Annotated in this window: 19 protein-coding genes and 1 pseudogene; 14 read left to right on the top strand and 6 right to left on the bottom strand. The window is 38.2% G+C overall.

Going from position 1 to position 14574, the window contains the following annotated elements:
* Positions 1-76: 76 nt before the first annotated feature.
* From JCM14932_RS06115 to JCM14932_RS06090, 6 genes are read left to right on the top strand one after another with little or no spacing between them, the layout of a single operon-like run.
* Complete coding sequence (locus JCM14932_RS06115; RefSeq protein WP_025024114.1) at positions 77-784, top strand: HesA/MoeB/ThiF family protein; 708 nt, start codon at positions 77-79, stop codon at positions 782-784.
* A gap of 25 nt (positions 785-809) precedes the next feature.
* Complete coding sequence (locus tag JCM14932_RS06110; RefSeq protein ID WP_025024113.1) at positions 810-1277, top strand: MogA/MoaB family molybdenum cofactor biosynthesis protein; 468 nt, start codon at positions 810-812, stop codon at positions 1275-1277.
* On the top strand, positions 1277-2506 hold the full coding sequence (locus JCM14932_RS06105; RefSeq protein ID WP_025024112.1) for a molybdopterin molybdotransferase MoeA: 1230 nt from the start codon (positions 1277-1279) through the stop codon (positions 2504-2506). Before JCM14932_RS06110 ends, JCM14932_RS06105 begins: the two co-directional genes overlap by 1 nt.
* Positions 2485-2970, top strand: coding sequence for a molybdopterin-guanine dinucleotide biosynthesis protein B (locus JCM14932_RS06100; RefSeq protein WP_025024111.1), 486 nt, complete (start codon positions 2485-2487; stop codon positions 2968-2970). The genes JCM14932_RS06105 and JCM14932_RS06100 overlap by 22 nt, the downstream gene beginning before the upstream one ends.
* Positions 2963-3478, top strand: a complete 516-nt coding sequence (gene mobA, locus JCM14932_RS15895) for a molybdenum cofactor guanylyltransferase (protein WP_025024110.1) — start codon at positions 2963-2965, stop codon at positions 3476-3478. Before JCM14932_RS06100 ends, mobA begins: the two co-directional genes overlap by 8 nt.
* Positions 3479-3506: 28 nt before the next feature.
* The gene (locus JCM14932_RS06090) at positions 3507-3755 is read left to right on the top strand and encodes a hypothetical protein (RefSeq protein ID WP_025024109.1); all 249 of its coding nucleotides are present in this window, start codon (positions 3507-3509) and stop codon (positions 3753-3755) included.
* 222 nt (positions 3756-3977) lie between these two features.
* On the opposite strand, the gene JCM14932_RS06085 is transcribed toward JCM14932_RS06090, so the two are convergent.
* The 3 genes from JCM14932_RS06085 to JCM14932_RS06075 all read right to left on the bottom strand — a co-directional run bounded on the left by JCM14932_RS06085 (position 3978) and on the right by JCM14932_RS06075 (position 6695).
* A complete protein-coding gene (locus tag JCM14932_RS06085) occupies positions 3978-4973 on the bottom strand; it encodes a tRNA dihydrouridine synthase (RefSeq protein ID WP_025024108.1) in 996 nt (331 codons plus the stop codon).
* A gap of 78 nt (positions 4974-5051) precedes the next feature.
* A complete protein-coding gene (locus tag JCM14932_RS06080) occupies positions 5052-5732 on the bottom strand; it encodes a GTP pyrophosphokinase (protein WP_025024107.1) in 681 nt (226 codons plus the stop codon).
* A 45-nt stretch (positions 5733-5777) separates the two neighbouring features.
* Positions 5778-6695, bottom strand: coding sequence for a SufD family Fe-S cluster assembly protein (locus tag JCM14932_RS06075; RefSeq protein ID WP_025024106.1), 918 nt, complete (start codon positions 6693-6695; stop codon positions 5778-5780).
* A gap of 255 nt (positions 6696-6950) precedes the next feature.
* On the opposite strand from JCM14932_RS06075, the gene JCM14932_RS06070 reads away from it, so the two are divergent.
* From JCM14932_RS06070 to JCM14932_RS06035, 8 genes are all read left to right on the top strand, one after another.
* On the top strand, positions 6951-7184 hold the full coding sequence (locus JCM14932_RS06070; RefSeq protein ID WP_235700532.1) for a FeoA family protein: 234 nt from the start codon (positions 6951-6953) through the stop codon (positions 7182-7184).
* On the top strand, positions 7181-9178 hold the full coding sequence (feoB, locus tag JCM14932_RS06065) for a ferrous iron transport protein B (protein WP_025024104.1): 1998 nt from the start codon (positions 7181-7183) through the stop codon (positions 9176-9178). The genes JCM14932_RS06070 and feoB overlap by 4 nt, the downstream gene beginning before the upstream one ends.
* A gap of 24 nt (positions 9179-9202) precedes the next feature.
* Positions 9203-9367 carry a FeoB-associated Cys-rich membrane protein gene (locus tag JCM14932_RS16280; protein ID WP_081776113.1) on the top strand — a complete coding sequence of 55 codons (165 nt, stop codon included), beginning with the start codon at positions 9203-9205 and terminating at the stop codon, positions 9365-9367.
* Between the two features lie 127 nt (positions 9368-9494).
* Positions 9495-9965, top strand: coding sequence for a cyclic pyranopterin monophosphate synthase MoaC (gene moaC, locus JCM14932_RS06055; RefSeq protein ID WP_034542704.1), 471 nt, complete (start codon positions 9495-9497; stop codon positions 9963-9965).
* An 18-nt stretch (positions 9966-9983) separates the two neighbouring features.
* Positions 9984-10475 carry a hypothetical protein gene (locus JCM14932_RS06050; protein WP_025024102.1) on the top strand — a complete coding sequence of 164 codons (492 nt, stop codon included), beginning with the start codon at positions 9984-9986 and terminating at the stop codon, positions 10473-10475.
* A 104-nt stretch (positions 10476-10579) separates the two neighbouring features.
* Positions 10580-11017 carry a GAF domain-containing protein gene (locus tag JCM14932_RS06045; RefSeq protein WP_025024101.1) on the top strand — a complete coding sequence of 146 codons (438 nt, stop codon included), beginning with the start codon at positions 10580-10582 and terminating at the stop codon, positions 11015-11017.
* 32 nt (positions 11018-11049) lie between these two features.
* Complete coding sequence (locus JCM14932_RS06040) at positions 11050-12072, top strand: sensor histidine kinase (protein ID WP_025024100.1); 1023 nt, start codon at positions 11050-11052, stop codon at positions 12070-12072.
* Positions 12073-12086: 14 nt separating this feature from the next.
* Positions 12087-12740 (top strand): response regulator, encoded by a 654-nt coding sequence (locus tag JCM14932_RS06035; RefSeq protein WP_025024099.1) that lies wholly within the window; start codon positions 12087-12089, stop codon positions 12738-12740.
* 36 nt (positions 12741-12776) lie between these two features.
* Here JCM14932_RS06035 and JCM14932_RS06030 read toward each other — a convergent pair whose 3' ends face one another.
* The 3 genes and pseudogenes from JCM14932_RS06030 to JCM14932_RS14690 all read right to left on the bottom strand — a co-directional run bounded on the left by JCM14932_RS06030 (position 12777) and on the right by JCM14932_RS14690 (position 14559).
* The gene (locus JCM14932_RS06030) at positions 12777-13259 is read right to left on the bottom strand and encodes a hypothetical protein (RefSeq protein ID WP_025024098.1); all 483 of its coding nucleotides are present in this window, start codon (positions 13257-13259) and stop codon (positions 12777-12779) included.
* Between the two features lie 54 nt (positions 13260-13313).
* The gene (locus JCM14932_RS06025) at positions 13314-14219 is read right to left on the bottom strand and encodes a helix-turn-helix domain-containing protein (protein WP_025024097.1); all 906 of its coding nucleotides are present in this window, start codon (positions 14217-14219) and stop codon (positions 13314-13316) included.
* Between the two features lie 26 nt (positions 14220-14245).
* A pseudogene (locus JCM14932_RS14690) lies at positions 14246-14559 on the bottom strand (metal-sulfur cluster assembly factor).
* Positions 14560-14574 lie beyond the last annotated feature (15 nt).

Raw genomic sequence — 14574 nt, 5'->3', positions numbered from 1 at the left:
TATAACAAATCTAGCACTTATCCTAATTGACTTCGATTAGGATTTTCCCTAACCTTTTGCATGTGAGGTGAAGAAAATGACAAACAGATATGACAGACAATTAAAAATCAAACAAATCGGAATTGACGGACAAAATAACCTTGAACAATCAAAGGTTTTGGTGATCGGTGTCGGAGGTCTTGGGAGCTTCGTTTCCTCTGAACTGGTCAAAGCTGGAATTGGTGAAATAACTCTAGTCGATTATGATGTTGTGGAACTTACCAACCTGCATCGACAAAATCTCTATACTGAAGCTGATGTTGGAGTTGAAAAATTAACCGCAATGAAGAATCACTTGCAGGCTGCCAACAAAAATGTTGTTATCAATACTATTAGCCAGAAATATTCAGCTGAATTGTTGGATACCAAATATGATTTGGTGATCGACTGCACTGACAACTTCCCCGTTAAATATCAGATCAATCAGGACTGTCAAGAACGTGGCATCAAGCATATTTTTGGAACTTGTGCAGCTAATCAAGGTCAGGTCATGTTCATTGATTCTGAATCAGCTTGCCTCGAATGTCTGTATCCTAAGGACAAAGTTGCCCAATTAGGGTTGAGCGCTAATATCGGTACTAACCCGATGATCGTGGCACTAACAGGTAGCTTACAAGCATCCCTCGCTATGAAGTTTTTAACTAGCAATAAGTACACTGCCGGACAATTATTAGTCATCGACAATTGGACATTTGATTTTAGAAAAATTAAAGTTAATAAGAAGAACAACTGCCTGATTAAATAATCAGCACGTTGAGGAGGAGATATTAATGATTGATTTTGGAATTATTACCGTCAGCGATACCAGAACTGAAGTAACTGACAAATCTGGTCAATACATCCAAACAGCCATGACAGAGGCTGGCAATAATTTTGTCAAAAAATACATCGTCAAAGACGATGCACAACAAATAACAGACGCCTACAACCAACTACTCACTACTTCCTGCAAATTGATTTTGGTAAATGGCGGTACCGGCATTGCTCGACGCGATGTTACGATCGACACTCTTGAACCAAAATTTATCAAAGTTATTCCAGGATTCGGAGAATACTTCAGACGTATCAGCGTCGATGATATTGGATTGAAGGCACTCGTTTCAGGAGCTGCAGCCGGCATAACAGACAGCGACCAAATTTGTTATTTACTGCCTGGATCAACTAATGCCTGCAAGACTGCCTTGGAACAAATCATCTTGCCCGACCTAGAACATTTAATTAAGGAGATAACCAAATAATGTATAAACCAGTTGATAATAGAAATGCCATTAGTATTGACGAAGCTCGCAAAATAATCGTCGATAATATTGACAGTGTCAAACTTACTACTGAAAAAATTGCGGCAACTGCTGCCAACCATCGCATCATTGCGGAGGATGTCACTGCACCACATGACTTCCCAACCTTCAGACGTTCCGGCTATGACGGCTTCGCGATGCTACAATCTGACTTGACCAACTTGCCAGCTGATCTAAAAGTTGTCGGTGACATTCCTGCCGGTGCTGACTTCGACCGTCCGCTTGTATCCGGTGAAGCAGTCAGAATCATGACTGGCGGCTACGTTCCTGACGGAGCTGACATCGTGGTCATGCTTGAAACAACTCGTATGATCGACAAGGACACCGTTCAAATAACTGAAATCCAGAAAAAGGATAACATCACTCAAATCGGTGATTACTTCAAAAAGGGTGATACGTTACTTGCCAAAGATACTGAGATCAATCCCGGTGGTATCAGTCTACTGAGTGCCTTCGATGTTCAAGAAATCTCTGTCTATAAGAAGCCAACGATTGGAATTATCACCACTGGATCAGAACTCTTGAATCCTGGTGAAAAAATCGTTAATGGCAAAATATTTAATAGTAACGGACCAATGATACGTGATCTATGTAAAGAAAATGGTGCTGATGTTATCAGCTACACGCAAATCAAAGACGACCCTGCTGCCTTGAAGTCAGCTGTAAATGACCTCCTAGGTAAGTGTGACGTTATCATCACTGACGGTGGTGTTTCCGTTGGAGACTTCGATATCATTGCCGACTTGGCCAAATCATCCGAAAAGCTACTATTCAATAAGCTTGAAATGCGCCCCGGTAGTGTTACAACTGCCTTCATCTATAACGGAACTCTCTTCTTCGGACTATCAGGTAATCCTGGTGCCTGCTTCACTGGATTCTACCTCTATGTCGAATATGCCTTGAGACTGATGCAACATCAAGCAAGTCGTTGTATTGAATGTACCGGCACTCTTAACGCTGAATATACCAAGACTAATATGTACGACCGTATTTTACGTGGACAATATAAATTTGTTGGTGATCATATCGAAATCGGACGTGTTGGCGGTGACGCATCTGGTAACTTGAACAACTTGCAACGTGCAACCTGCATGTTCGAAATACCTCGTGGCAAGTCGATCACTTCAAAAGACAGCAGACTACGCACATGGCTATTACCTTTCAAATAATCGGACACAAAAAAAGCGGCAAGACGACCTTGCTGCAAGAGTTTTTGAGAGAAGGCTCTCAGTATAAGATCAGTGTTGTTAAACATACTCACCTGCCGATCGACATTCCTGCGACTAATGACACTGGCAAATTTTTTCAATATTCTGACGATGTGTTGTTATTGAATGATGAACAAACAATTCACTATCAACGTAACTTACCATCAACTGAATTGGACAAAATTCAAAAACTACAAACTGGCTCATTTGATTTTATTATCATTGAAGGAATCAAGGAATTGGACTTTCCTAAAATAGCATTACTCAAAACAGATGAGTCGCCTAAAACCTTCTCAGATGTAACTAATATTAAGTACTTTGTAACGATCCAGGGAAACCGTTCTGACAATGTCATTGATATTGAAAATTTAGATACTCGTAAGACATTCATAAATAATTTTTTGAGAGATATTAAAAATGACTGACAGCTTAATTCTTGCCGGTGGCAAATCAACCCGTTTTAAAAGTGACAAGGCCCTAGCCCACTTCAATGATATTTTTATTCCTAACGTCAAATACACCGCTGACTTAACTTTGCCATTTGTTGACCATTGTTACGTCTCAACTAACCAAAACAATTATTCGAATATTGACAATTTGTTTAACGATTCCAAAGTTCAAGTTATTCAGGACGTCAAACCGATGATCGACTGCGGTCCATTGTCGGCTCTATGGTCATATTTTGATACAGTGCAAACCAAGCAAGCTGACTTGATCGTCGTAGCGACAGATTACATTATTGATCAAAGGGCAATTGAGTTCTTGAGTCAAAATCTCGGATATATCAAAATTAAGAGTCTTCCCTACTACACTTGTTGTCACTTAACGATTAATATGGAATTATTAAAGCAACATATGAAGAGTCATAATTATCGCTGGCGTAGCTATTGTCAGATGCTGACTGTGTTGCGCAAGATTATGATGGAAACTTAAAAAATATCAACTATCCGGAGGACTTAGAATGAAAGCACAAACCGAAATGAGTCGTGGAGACTTTCAAAAAATGATTAAAATTTGCTTGAATGACTTGAGCATTCAAAGAACACTTTTAGAGAACGAAGAACAAACTCAAAGAGACGACATGAGAACACTAGAACAAGATCAAGCAATTGAAGAGTTAGAACGTCGTATTATGTTAATCAAAAAGGATTATGATTTTTATAAGCAATTCGCCGACCCTAGTTTTGAAACTTCTGAAGCTGAATATTAGTGGTATGAAAAAAATAACTATTTATTTAATAGTATTTTTTATTACACTTTTAAGTTCCTTTATTTGGTACAGTTTTAAAATGGATTCTATTAATAATCGAATAACAAATTGCGTAGGAATCGCTACACTGACCACTGTTATCTTTGGATTGATAGATTTTTATATTGTTAAAACAAAAAATAAAATATGGACAAAAGCCAAAATCGGTTTTTGTCCATATTTTTATTTATTAACATCAATTCGATCAATTACAGCACGTGCATCATCGGTCGTCTTCGTCTGCATCAAATCATTTCTGGCAGCAGAAGCGCCCTTCATCCCACGCACATAAATCTTGAAGAATCTCTGCAATGGAGCAAAGTGGCCAGGAATTCCCTTGGCAACAAACTCATCATACAGATCCAACTGATAACGGAGCAAGTTAAGTAACTCATGTGTTGAATGTTCTTTTGGAATTGGTTCGAAGGCATAAGGATTGGTAAATATTCCACGTCCGATCATGATACCGTCAATTCCTGGATGTTCATGATAAAGTTGTATCCCTGCTTGATAATCCATAATGTCACCATTTATCTGCAACAATGTATCAGGAGCAATCTCATCACGCATCTTAACAATGTCATCGATCAATTCATAATGTGCTGGCACATTGCTCATCTCTTCTTTGGTACGAACATGAACTGTTAAGACCGGCACCTGTTGCTCAAGCAAAAATGGAATCCAAGTCTTGTACTCGTCAACTTCACTGTAACCAATTCTCGTCTTCACTGTTACAGGTAAGTTCGATTGACGGGCACCTTCGATCACTTCTTCTGTGCGATCAAAGTGGCGAATCAGATCACTCCCACTATGATTCTTGATCACGGCAATATCTGGACATCCCGTATTGATATCAATTGCTTCGTACCCTTGCTTCTCAACTTCTTTGGCGGCACGCGCAAAGTCATCACCGTTATTACCCCACAATTGAACAATAGGTTTCGGATCTTCTTCTGGGTCAATATATAGTCGGCCCTTTGTGGCCTCTTTTGCTTTTGGATGTGTAATGCTTAACGCATTAGTAAATTCTGTATAAAAAACATCTGGTGCGGCAGCTTTCATGACTACACGACGAAAAACCGATCCTGTGACAGCTTCCATTGGTGCCAAGCTGAAAAAAGGACGGCCTTCCTTCTTAGCCTTTTCTGCGATGCGATTCCAGTAAGGTGACTGGGTCACAATCTCATCTCCAATCAAATAATAAATTACAACTTATCAACTATACCGACTGTTGGGAACTGAACGCAAGTTTTTAGTTCAAAGATTGTGAAAAATCTCTTGCATATTATTCTCGATCTTGTTGATCTCATCAGCATAATCCTGTAATGACTCTGAATACTGAGCAACCTTCTCATCTGGCTCTTCAGTCTTATAACGTAATTTGTGCTCTAAACTAGCCCACATATCCATGCCGATAGTGCGAATTTGAATCTCTACCGGTGTAACTTGGACTCCATCAGATTGAAAAACCGGTACTGAAGCTACCAAGTGTAGACTTCGGTATCCACTATCCTTAGGATTCTTAATATAATCTTTTCGTTTTAACAACACGACATCATCCTGTGCCAATAAATTCTCTTCAACTGTATAAATATCATCAATATAGTTAGTGATCACACGAATTCCACCGACATCAAAGATTCTATCTTTGATACTCTCAAATTTAACTGGCAAATTTTTACGTTCAATTTTTTCTATCAAACTACTGACATCTTTCATTCGTATTTCAATATGATGGATGGGATTGTGATTATGGCGAACTTGGTAATCAGCATCCAGATTCTCCAACTTAGTCCCGAACTCGCTCACAGCTGAATGACAAAGTTGATAATAACTTACTAACTTACTAATATCGTGAATCTCGTCGTCATCTGAATAACGGCTTAATTCCCTCTCGATTTGGTTGATATTGAGCATATTCTGACGTTCTAGTATCATTTTTTCTCCTCTTAAAAATCAGATTTGAATACAAGGATAATTATACTAGTATTTTTGTCCGTTCATAGTAATGGATGAATTATTACCATGCTTGTTGAATGAAGTCGTGATCTCTGTAATCTTATCGACCGGCTTATCGGTATTCCAATTCATATTCACATTTGCATCGGCACCGAATAGATTATTACTGAAATCAGCCCAGGTATTTCCATGATTGTTCAAATCCATATTCCAATCAACCTGTGCATTACGGCTCAAATATGCCCTTGTTTTTAAATAAACAAACTCAGAATGTGATTCAGTCTTGAGAGAATAGTTCACCTTGGCATTAGAACGAGATAGCACTTCCACAAAGAAATTAGTATTATTATGATTATTTCCAAAACTTGATAGGGTCTGTTCAATCGTGACTTCTGCGTCATTTTCAGCGACGACTAGTACATGTGTATTCAAATTCCCCTTCTTAGTATCGTCTTGAATCAGATCAATTCTTATTGGTTCTGTCAGTTTAACCTCCTTAGGAATGTACAAAAAAACACCAGAGTTCAGACATGCCAGATGAAAGGCAGTCATTTTATCCTCATCTGGAGAGATCACTTTATCCATTAAACTTTTTTGAATCAAACGAGGATGAACTCTCAGAGCTGTTAATATGTCCGTCAAAACTACACCCTGTGATTCCAATTCTTCCGGTAAATCATTCTTAATAACCGTTTGTCCGAATTGACTGATCGTACTTCTGGCAATCAATGATGTATCCAGCAGATCTTTTTTGGACCGAATCCTTCGTGGTGAAGTCAATTTGATCAATTCATCTTCATTTGTAAAATTCTGACTCACCGGTAAGTCCAGTTCACTTAATTGTTTCAAAGCCGCAATTCGTCGATCAATGAACCAATGTGGTTCACCATGATCATTTGCATCTAATTCAAAATCTTCTAAAAATTCATTATTAATTTCCATTTTTTAAACTATCCTTTTTAATATTCCTTTTGTATATAAAAAAATCTATGATTTCACAAAAAAATACCTAAATACGGTAATTTATTCGTTTATACCTATTATTCTCTCATAAATATTCCAAAATAAAATTAGGTAAATTGCTCATACACATTCCACTCAAATCGTGGCATAATAGAAACTAAATGATAGTTCATTATTTCACTATCTAACAAATTAAAAAATATTTACTTTTGGAATATTGTGGAGGACGATTTTATGCAACTGATATCTGACAACGTAATGAATAAGAGTTTTGATTTATGTAATATTGAGCAACTAGATAGTCAAACTGCACAACGCCTCCACTCATTGGGAATCCATGATGGCAGCCAAATGTCAGTCGTGAGATTCTTTCCGATGCACGGACCAGTGATCGTTGAAATCGAACAGCAACAAATCGGCATCCGCTACAAGGTATTCAAACTCCTCTGTGGAGGTCAATTACAATGACAACAGTCGCCTTGATGGGTAATCCCAACACTGGGAAGACCACCATCTTCAACCAAATCACTGATACGTACGCCTATGTTGGTAACTGGACTGGTGTTACTGTCGAAAAAAAGATGGGTAACATCAAGCATTCCGAAATAGTCGTTACCGACTTACCGGGAATCTATTCACTGAATCCGATAACCAAAGATGAATCCGTCGCTATCAATTACCTACTAACTGATGACGCTGATATTATTCTGAATGTCACTAACGCCGGTCAACTCAAGCGAAACTTATTGTTGTCGATCGAATTACTCGAGTTTGGTCGTCCAACTGTCATTGCCTTGAACATGATCGACGACCTGAAGCGCTCTGGTATTTATTATGATATCAATACTTTGTCTGAGCGTTTAGGTTGTCACATTGAGACAACTAATGCTCGTAACAAAGACGGAGTCAAGGAATTACGCGATGAATTGCTCAACATGCCCGCCGATGAACTGCCGGATGGATCAGCTCTAGAATTAGATTATCCCTTCATGGTTAAACAAGCCATTCGCCAGGCAAGTGAAAAACTAGTTTCTGATTATGATATGAAGCCAGCTTTTGCTCGATGGATAGCGATTCAATATATCAACAAAAATAAAATCATTCGTAAATATGCTGTCAAAAATGATTTAAAACCTCTGTTAGAACAACAAGGTTATTACGACGCACAAAACTTTGAAAACAAAATATTCAATACTCGCTTAAGCTTCATCGATACGACCTTAACCGCTGCTACCAAAAACTTAAAATCAACCAAAAATGTTGAGATGACTTCAAAGATCGACAAGATCATCACACATCCACTACTAGGATTACCGATTTTTATTCTAATCTTTTTGTTTATGTTCAAGCTATCATTCGATTGGATCGGTACACCCATCTCAGATCAACTCGATGCTCTACTTTCCGGACCGATTTCGACATACGCTGACAAATTCTTGATCAGTGTCGGTGCAATGCCATTCTTACGTTCGTTGATCGTAGATGGTGTAATCGCCGGTGTCGGGGGTGTCTTAACTTTTATTCCACAAATCTTCACCCTCTTCGCCTGTATCTCGATCCTTGAAGATTCTGGCTACATGGCAAGGGCCGCACTTGTGACTGACCGGATCATGCAGACGATCGGTTTGAATGGTAAAGCCTTCATCCCACTGATCATTGGATTCGGTTGTAACGTCACTGGAATCATGGCTGCTAGAACGATTGAGCAACCTAAGGAACGTTTGATCACAACATTGATTTCGCCATTCATGAGTTGTTCTGCCAGATTGCCGATTTATAGTTTGTTCGTAGCCGCATTCTTCCCTAAGAATCAGGCGCTGATCGTACTATCGATCTATTTCTTAGGTATCGCTATTGCATTACTGATGGCCAAATTCTACCAAGTTATTTTCAAGGTCAAGGACAGCACCGTCTTCATCGTTGAATTACCAAAATATCACATCCCTCGCCTAGATATCATCTGGCGTGGAACTTGGGACAAGAGCAAAGGGTTTGTCAAAAAAGCTGGAACAATCATCTTCGCCGGAACAGTCTTGATCTGGCTCATGTCTAACTTCGGACCAGCTGGTTTCGTAACTGACATCGACAACAGTTTTTCAGCTTTATTGGGCAAAGTCTTGTTACCAGTATTTGCTCCGATCGGTATTACTTCTTGGGAGGCTATCAGTGCTCTCTTCACAGGTATTATGGCTAAGGAAGTTATCAGTTCAAGTATGATGGTACTCTTCCACACATCAAGTCAGACAGCTTTGATTGCAGCATTTGGTCAAATGTTCACACCGGTTGCGGCATACTCAATGCTCGTATTCGTACTTCTATATGTTCCCTGCTTCGCTACCATCGGTACAATTAAGTCAGAAACAGGTTCAACCAAGTGGGCAGTTTACTCAGTCGTTTCTAGTCTAGTCATTGCCTATGCGATGTCGTTCATTATCTTCCAAGTCGGAAGTCTATTATTTTAAATCTTAATTATGAGGAGAGATTAGATGTCACTTTTTATTAATATATTAATTGCCGCAATAATTATTGGTCTCGCTGGATATGAAATTTATAAAGTTACTAAAAAATCAAAACAAGGTAAATGTGCTGCTTGTGATTACAAGTGTGAAGCCAAGTTAATGGCTGATAAGGCACGAAAGCAAAATGCATAAACAAACGGTCACTTCAAAAAGAAGTGGCCGTTTTGTTTTGAGCAATTCCCCTAATACTTAATTCCTACAACACTTGATATACTTTGGATAAAGATATTTTTATATTATCTAATAAGGAGTTATTAAAATGGATGAATTAACCCACTTCAATGATCAAAACAGAGCCAAAATGGTCGACGTTACTGACAAAAAAATAACATCAAGATTTGCTGTCGCAACTGGTAAAATCAAAATGCACCCTGAAACGTTGAATCGTATTCACGAAGGAAAAATCAAAAAAGGTGATGTCCTAGCAGTCGCCCAAATTGCTGGCATTATGGCCGCAAAACAAACCAGTTCGTTGATTCCCATGTGCCATTTAATTCCATTGACTGGTGTTGATATCCACTTCGAAGATGATAATGACACTACTATCACTGTAACGACCAAGGTTAAAACTAAGCACGTCACTGGAGTTGAGATTGAGGCAATTCTTGCTGCACAGACTGCACTGTTGACTATTTATGATATGTGCAAGGCTATCGACCGAGGGATGCTGATCACCGATGTCCACTTGGTAGAAAAAGACGGTGGCAAGAGTGGTCACTTCACTTATTGATAACTAAGGAGGTTAATCATGATTGGACTTATTCTAAATGAACAATTAAGTAAAACCTCAATCGACAAAATCGACCTTGCTGCAAACAAACTGCTTCTAATGACTTCACAAGTTATTATTCCCACTGGCAATGCCGACTTTGGGACTTTAAAATCTCACTTCAGTGCCAAAACAAATATTGAAGTTATAACTAACAAAAATGACTTCAAAGATTGTGGAACTCTAACTGATATCTATGCCGCAAGTTGTCAGCATCCCGATATGACGGACTTTTTAACCATGGAACCTACTCATTACCGAATCAACCAAGAAGTGATTTCAACCCTAGCTGACAATCAAAACAGTTATGCTGTTACCACGACAACTAACTTTTATACCATCGGCCATTTTCAAATTCAAAAAGCTGATTTAGTCCCCTATTTAAAGCTTGAAAACTTCGAACTTGAGAAATTCATTACCAATGAATTGCAATGTTTGCCGATCACATTCGCTAAAAGTGATTTTGAATGATATTTATATATAATATATCTATAAAATATTCCAAAATTAAATAAAAACCAGTAAAATCAATGTTAATAAACTTTAAAAATGTTATTATTAGGAGGAAATAAGACGTGAATCCAGAACAGCCAACTAGCTTATCTGACAACCAGATCAATTATCAAAAAATCGTTGATCAGATATATCAAACCGAGAATTTTGACTTTGTCGGAATTGCCATTCAATCTCAAAATCCTCCACATTCCATCAAATGGTCATTCGTCGCTGGAAATTCTAACGAAAGATTTAGAAAAATCGTCTTACGCAGTGGTATTGGGATTGCCGGCCTCGTTGTAAGAACTGGTAAACCATTTTGGGATAACAATTTAACTGAATATGAATACACTAGTAAAATGTATACACCCATTGCAAAAAGCGAAACGCTCCAGACAGCCGCAGCTGTGCCGATCATTGACACACTTGGATTAGTCGATGGTGTTTTACTAGCGGGATATCATACACATACTATTGTTTCAGAAAAAACAGCCCAGAAACTCTCCCAATATCTTTGATTCGTCAAAAATTGAGAAAGGGCTGATTTTTTTTGCTTGAAACTACGCAATGGATCAATGATTACTTCGATGAATCATCTGATGCAATCATGATCTTCAAAGATACTGAACTGATTGTAAGTAACCATATGGCTCATGAATTACAAGAAGAACTACATATGAATCCTAAGTATCTAGTGGAGATTGCTGACTCATCAGTTAAACAAAAGTTCTCATCAACTGATGACTGCTTCAACTGCATAATTCAAAACAAAATGAAGCAGATATCTATTCCTATTACCTTAGCAAAAGATATGCCGCATCCACTGCCCTACTTCATGATCTACAATGTCATCGATGCTGAAGAACATGTCTTCTCACTAACATTAAAGAACCGTGGAACTATCAATCGAATGGATCAATTAGCACAACAGCGCAAGCTAACACAATACGTCAATCGCGCCTATGAAGATGAACGTAAGCGAATCTCTGAAGACTTACACGACAGCATTGCTCAAGGTGTCTACTCAGCCATTATGGGTGTGCGCAGAATTGGTGACCAAAACATATCACAAGACGAATTCAATAAACTAACCGAGATCGTCCAATCACAATTGAATGATACATTGACCGAGGTTAAGCGGATGGCACTAGATGTACGTCCCTCAGTCCTTGACAGTTTTGGACTGTTGGCGGCACTACGAGTATTGGCCAAGAGACTACAAGAGAACTCTGGTGTAACGATTGACGTTATTGGTAATGCGGACACAAGCCACCTATCAAATGACATTCAAAGCGTCTTCTATCGTATCGCACAAGAAGCCATCAACAACGCGCTCAAGCACGCTAATGCCGATGAAATCTCAATCTTAGTAGTGTCACACGATCACTTCATCACACTTGAAGTAATCGACGATGGCGAAGGATTCGACGTCCCTGCTCATCAGGTTTTCAATGGTCATTCATTGGGATTAATGAATATGAACGAACGTGTCAAAGCATTGAACGGTGCCTTTAACATCAAATCAACAAAAAATGAAGGAACAACAGTTACAGTTAAATTTCCAGTAGCATGATTAGGGGGGACTTCATGTATAAAGTTTTAATTGCTGACGACCATGCAATTGTTAGATCTGGCTTATCATTCTTGGTAAACAAACAAAACAACTTCAAAGTCGTTGGAGAAGAAGCAAACGGAACTGATACTTATATGCGTGTTGAACAAGGCGGCATTGATATCTTGATAATGGATCTCAGCATGCCACCTGGTGAAAGTGGATTGATTACCACACAACGAATCCACGACAAATATCCTGACGTTAGAATCCTGATTCTATCAATGCATGAGGAACAAGAATATATCAACAAAGCGATTCACAATGGCGCCATGTCATACATCCTCAAAAGCTCATCCGATGACGAGCTGATCAAAGCCTTGAAGTCACTATCTAACGGACAAAACTACATCGACACAAATATCATGATCACCAAGTCAGATGTTCAAGAAATAAACTCTGATGGCGTCGATGTTGACTTAAAGGGATATAATGGTTTATCCAAACGTGAAAAGGAAATCTTCCCATTGATTGCTCTGGGATATTCCAACAAAGAAATAGCATCACAAATGTTTATTTCAACGAAGACAGTTGAAGCGCATAAGGCTAATATTATTCGTAAATTATCATTAGACACTCGTGCCGACTTGGTCCGTTATGCTATTCATCATCACTTAATTGAATTCTAAAAAAAGATTATGCGATTCTCATTTGCATAATCTTTTTTATTTAATCTTATTATTATATTTATTAAGTTTTACAAAAACTGGAATCAATATCAGAATGACCGTTATCAGCCACATTATTAAACCCACCACGGAAAGTTTAATTTCACTGAATAATTCAAGCAGTATAAAGAGAATCGAAAATCCCGCTAATGAGGCACAATAAACATCTAAACTGGACCACTGTCTACTCCACTTACTTCTCAATTCAAAGTTCTGCTTTGTAATTAACTGTTCATATGTCGGAAAGTAATCATCATCAGAAAGTTTTGTTGTTATATGATCAGTAATTTCATAAACTTCATATAATTCATCCTTTGTATGGGTAACATTAAATCCTGCCACAATCATATCATTCGATATTATCGCAACGTCAACCGATTCATTATGTTTTAATTCTACGTTGGTAACAATTGAATCCTCAGGATACCCTTTTTCAATTAGATTCTGAATAAACTTTGCGATATCTCCATCTTTAGTCAATGCCATCCCCCCTAATTTTTACTCTAAATACACAAAAGCGTCTAGCCGCAATGGCTAGGCGTTTTCTATAGTTTTATTATCTCTTTCATACTTCGTTCTCAATGCTGCAACTCTGATCTCAACAACTTGATTATTATTGATATGAGCAAATGCCAAAGCTTCATTCATCAAGCGCTTGATCTCAACACTTGACTTCTTCTCATCAATCGCATTCTGAGCAGCTTGTAGTTTTAATCTTGGTAAGTAATAGGTAACGTGATACTCGGAACAAAGATCAATCCCCATTTTTACCAATTGATTACTCAACTTGATATTACCCTTAGTTGCATAATATTCAGATGTGAAGAAGATCAATGTCAGAATCTTCAGATAATGATCGTCTTCTTCATCCGAATCCTTGGCCGGTTCATGATGGTAGGCTTCGACAAATTGGTAGATCTTCTCAAAATAAAAGTCAGCCTTGTCATTTTGCTTCTCGCGAGAATACATCACACCCGAACCTAAGTATGCCAGTTGAGTATAGATTGACTGATGTTTGTCATCCAAATCATCAAGAATTTGTGAGAAATCAAATAAAATATCAACCGGTTGTTGATTGGTCAAAGCATTTAATAATCCACGCAAGTAATAGAACTGAGTTTTTAATGGAATAAACTCAATTTTTTCTGGCTTAATGTCGGAAAGGATATTAATGACCTCTTGATAATTCTCCATCATCAATTCCTTTTCAGCATGATTAAGTCCGTCACGAATCTTAGCGGTTGAAGTCGTTGAATCCTGATACAAGTCATCGACCATCAATCCCAATCTTGCACATAACTTATTGAGAATCGTCAATGACGGTACACGACCGTTATTTTCAAACTTACTCAAAGTTGCCTGAGTACATATTCCCTCGCACAATTTAACTTGCGATAATTTAAGTTCCTTACGTCTCTTTATAAATATATCTATATTAATTTCTCTCACAATTAACACTCCAAAGTTTAGCTGTCAAATATTCCTAAAGATATTCGAGCAAATCGACTTGCCTTATCGATTTCCCAAGCTGGTTCCCAAACCAAATTTATTTCTACAGACTTGATGCCCTCCACACATTCGGCTGCATCTACGATCTCATCGTGCAAATAATCACCTAGAGACATCCCATAGTCGTCAAAGTCATGGTAATAATACAATTACTATCTATTATATCAATTTTGTAGATCAATCCAAGGTTTACAATATCAATTCCCAGTTCCGGATCAATCACGTCCATCAAAGATTCTTTAACTTGGTCTTCCATCGTTGTCTCAGTCATGACACATTCCCGCCT

Origin of the sequence: Companilactobacillus nodensis DSM 19682 = JCM 14932 = NBRC 107160 (assembly GCF_000615905.1) — a bacterium.
Classification (GTDB): Bacteria; Bacillota; Bacilli; order Lactobacillales; family Lactobacillaceae; genus Companilactobacillus; species Companilactobacillus nodensis.
This window is presented reverse-complemented; position numbering and strand designations above follow the sequence as displayed.

Coding starts and splice junctions, on each gene's coding strand:
- JCM14932_RS06115 (WP_025024114.1), top strand. CDS start 77: ATGACAAACAGATATGACAGACAATTAAAAATCAAACAAATCGGAATT.
- JCM14932_RS06110 (WP_025024113.1), top strand. CDS start 810: ATGATTGATTTTGGAATTATTACCGTCAGCGATACCAGAACTGAAGTA.
- JCM14932_RS06105 (WP_025024112.1), top strand. CDS start 1,277: ATGTATAAACCAGTTGATAATAGAAATGCCATTAGTATTGACGAAGCT.
- JCM14932_RS06100 (WP_025024111.1), top strand. CDS start 2,485: ATGGCTATTACCTTTCAAATAATCGGACACAAAAAAAGCGGCAAGACG.
- mobA (WP_025024110.1), top strand. CDS start 2,963: ATGACTGACAGCTTAATTCTTGCCGGTGGCAAATCAACCCGTTTTAAA.
- JCM14932_RS06090 (WP_025024109.1), top strand. CDS start 3,507: ATGAAAGCACAAACCGAAATGAGTCGTGGAGACTTTCAAAAAATGATT.
- JCM14932_RS06080 (WP_025024107.1), bottom strand. CDS start 5,732: ATGATACTAGAACGTCAGAATATGCTCAATATCAACCAAATCGAGAGG.
- JCM14932_RS06075 (WP_025024106.1), bottom strand. CDS start 6,695: ATGGAAATTAATAATGAATTTTTAGAAGATTTTGAATTAGATGCAAAT.
- JCM14932_RS06070 (WP_235700532.1), top strand. CDS start 6,951: ATGCAACTGATATCTGACAACGTAATGAATAAGAGTTTTGATTTATGT.
- feoB (WP_025024104.1), top strand. CDS start 7,181: ATGACAACAGTCGCCTTGATGGGTAATCCCAACACTGGGAAGACCACC.
- JCM14932_RS16280 (WP_081776113.1), top strand. CDS start 9,203: ATGTCACTTTTTATTAATATATTAATTGCCGCAATAATTATTGGTCTC.
- moaC (WP_034542704.1), top strand. CDS start 9,495: ATGGATGAATTAACCCACTTCAATGATCAAAACAGAGCCAAAATGGTC.
- JCM14932_RS06050 (WP_025024102.1), top strand. CDS start 9,984: ATGATTGGACTTATTCTAAATGAACAATTAAGTAAAACCTCAATCGAC.
- JCM14932_RS06035 (WP_025024099.1), top strand. CDS start 12,087: ATGTATAAAGTTTTAATTGCTGACGACCATGCAATTGTTAGATCTGGC.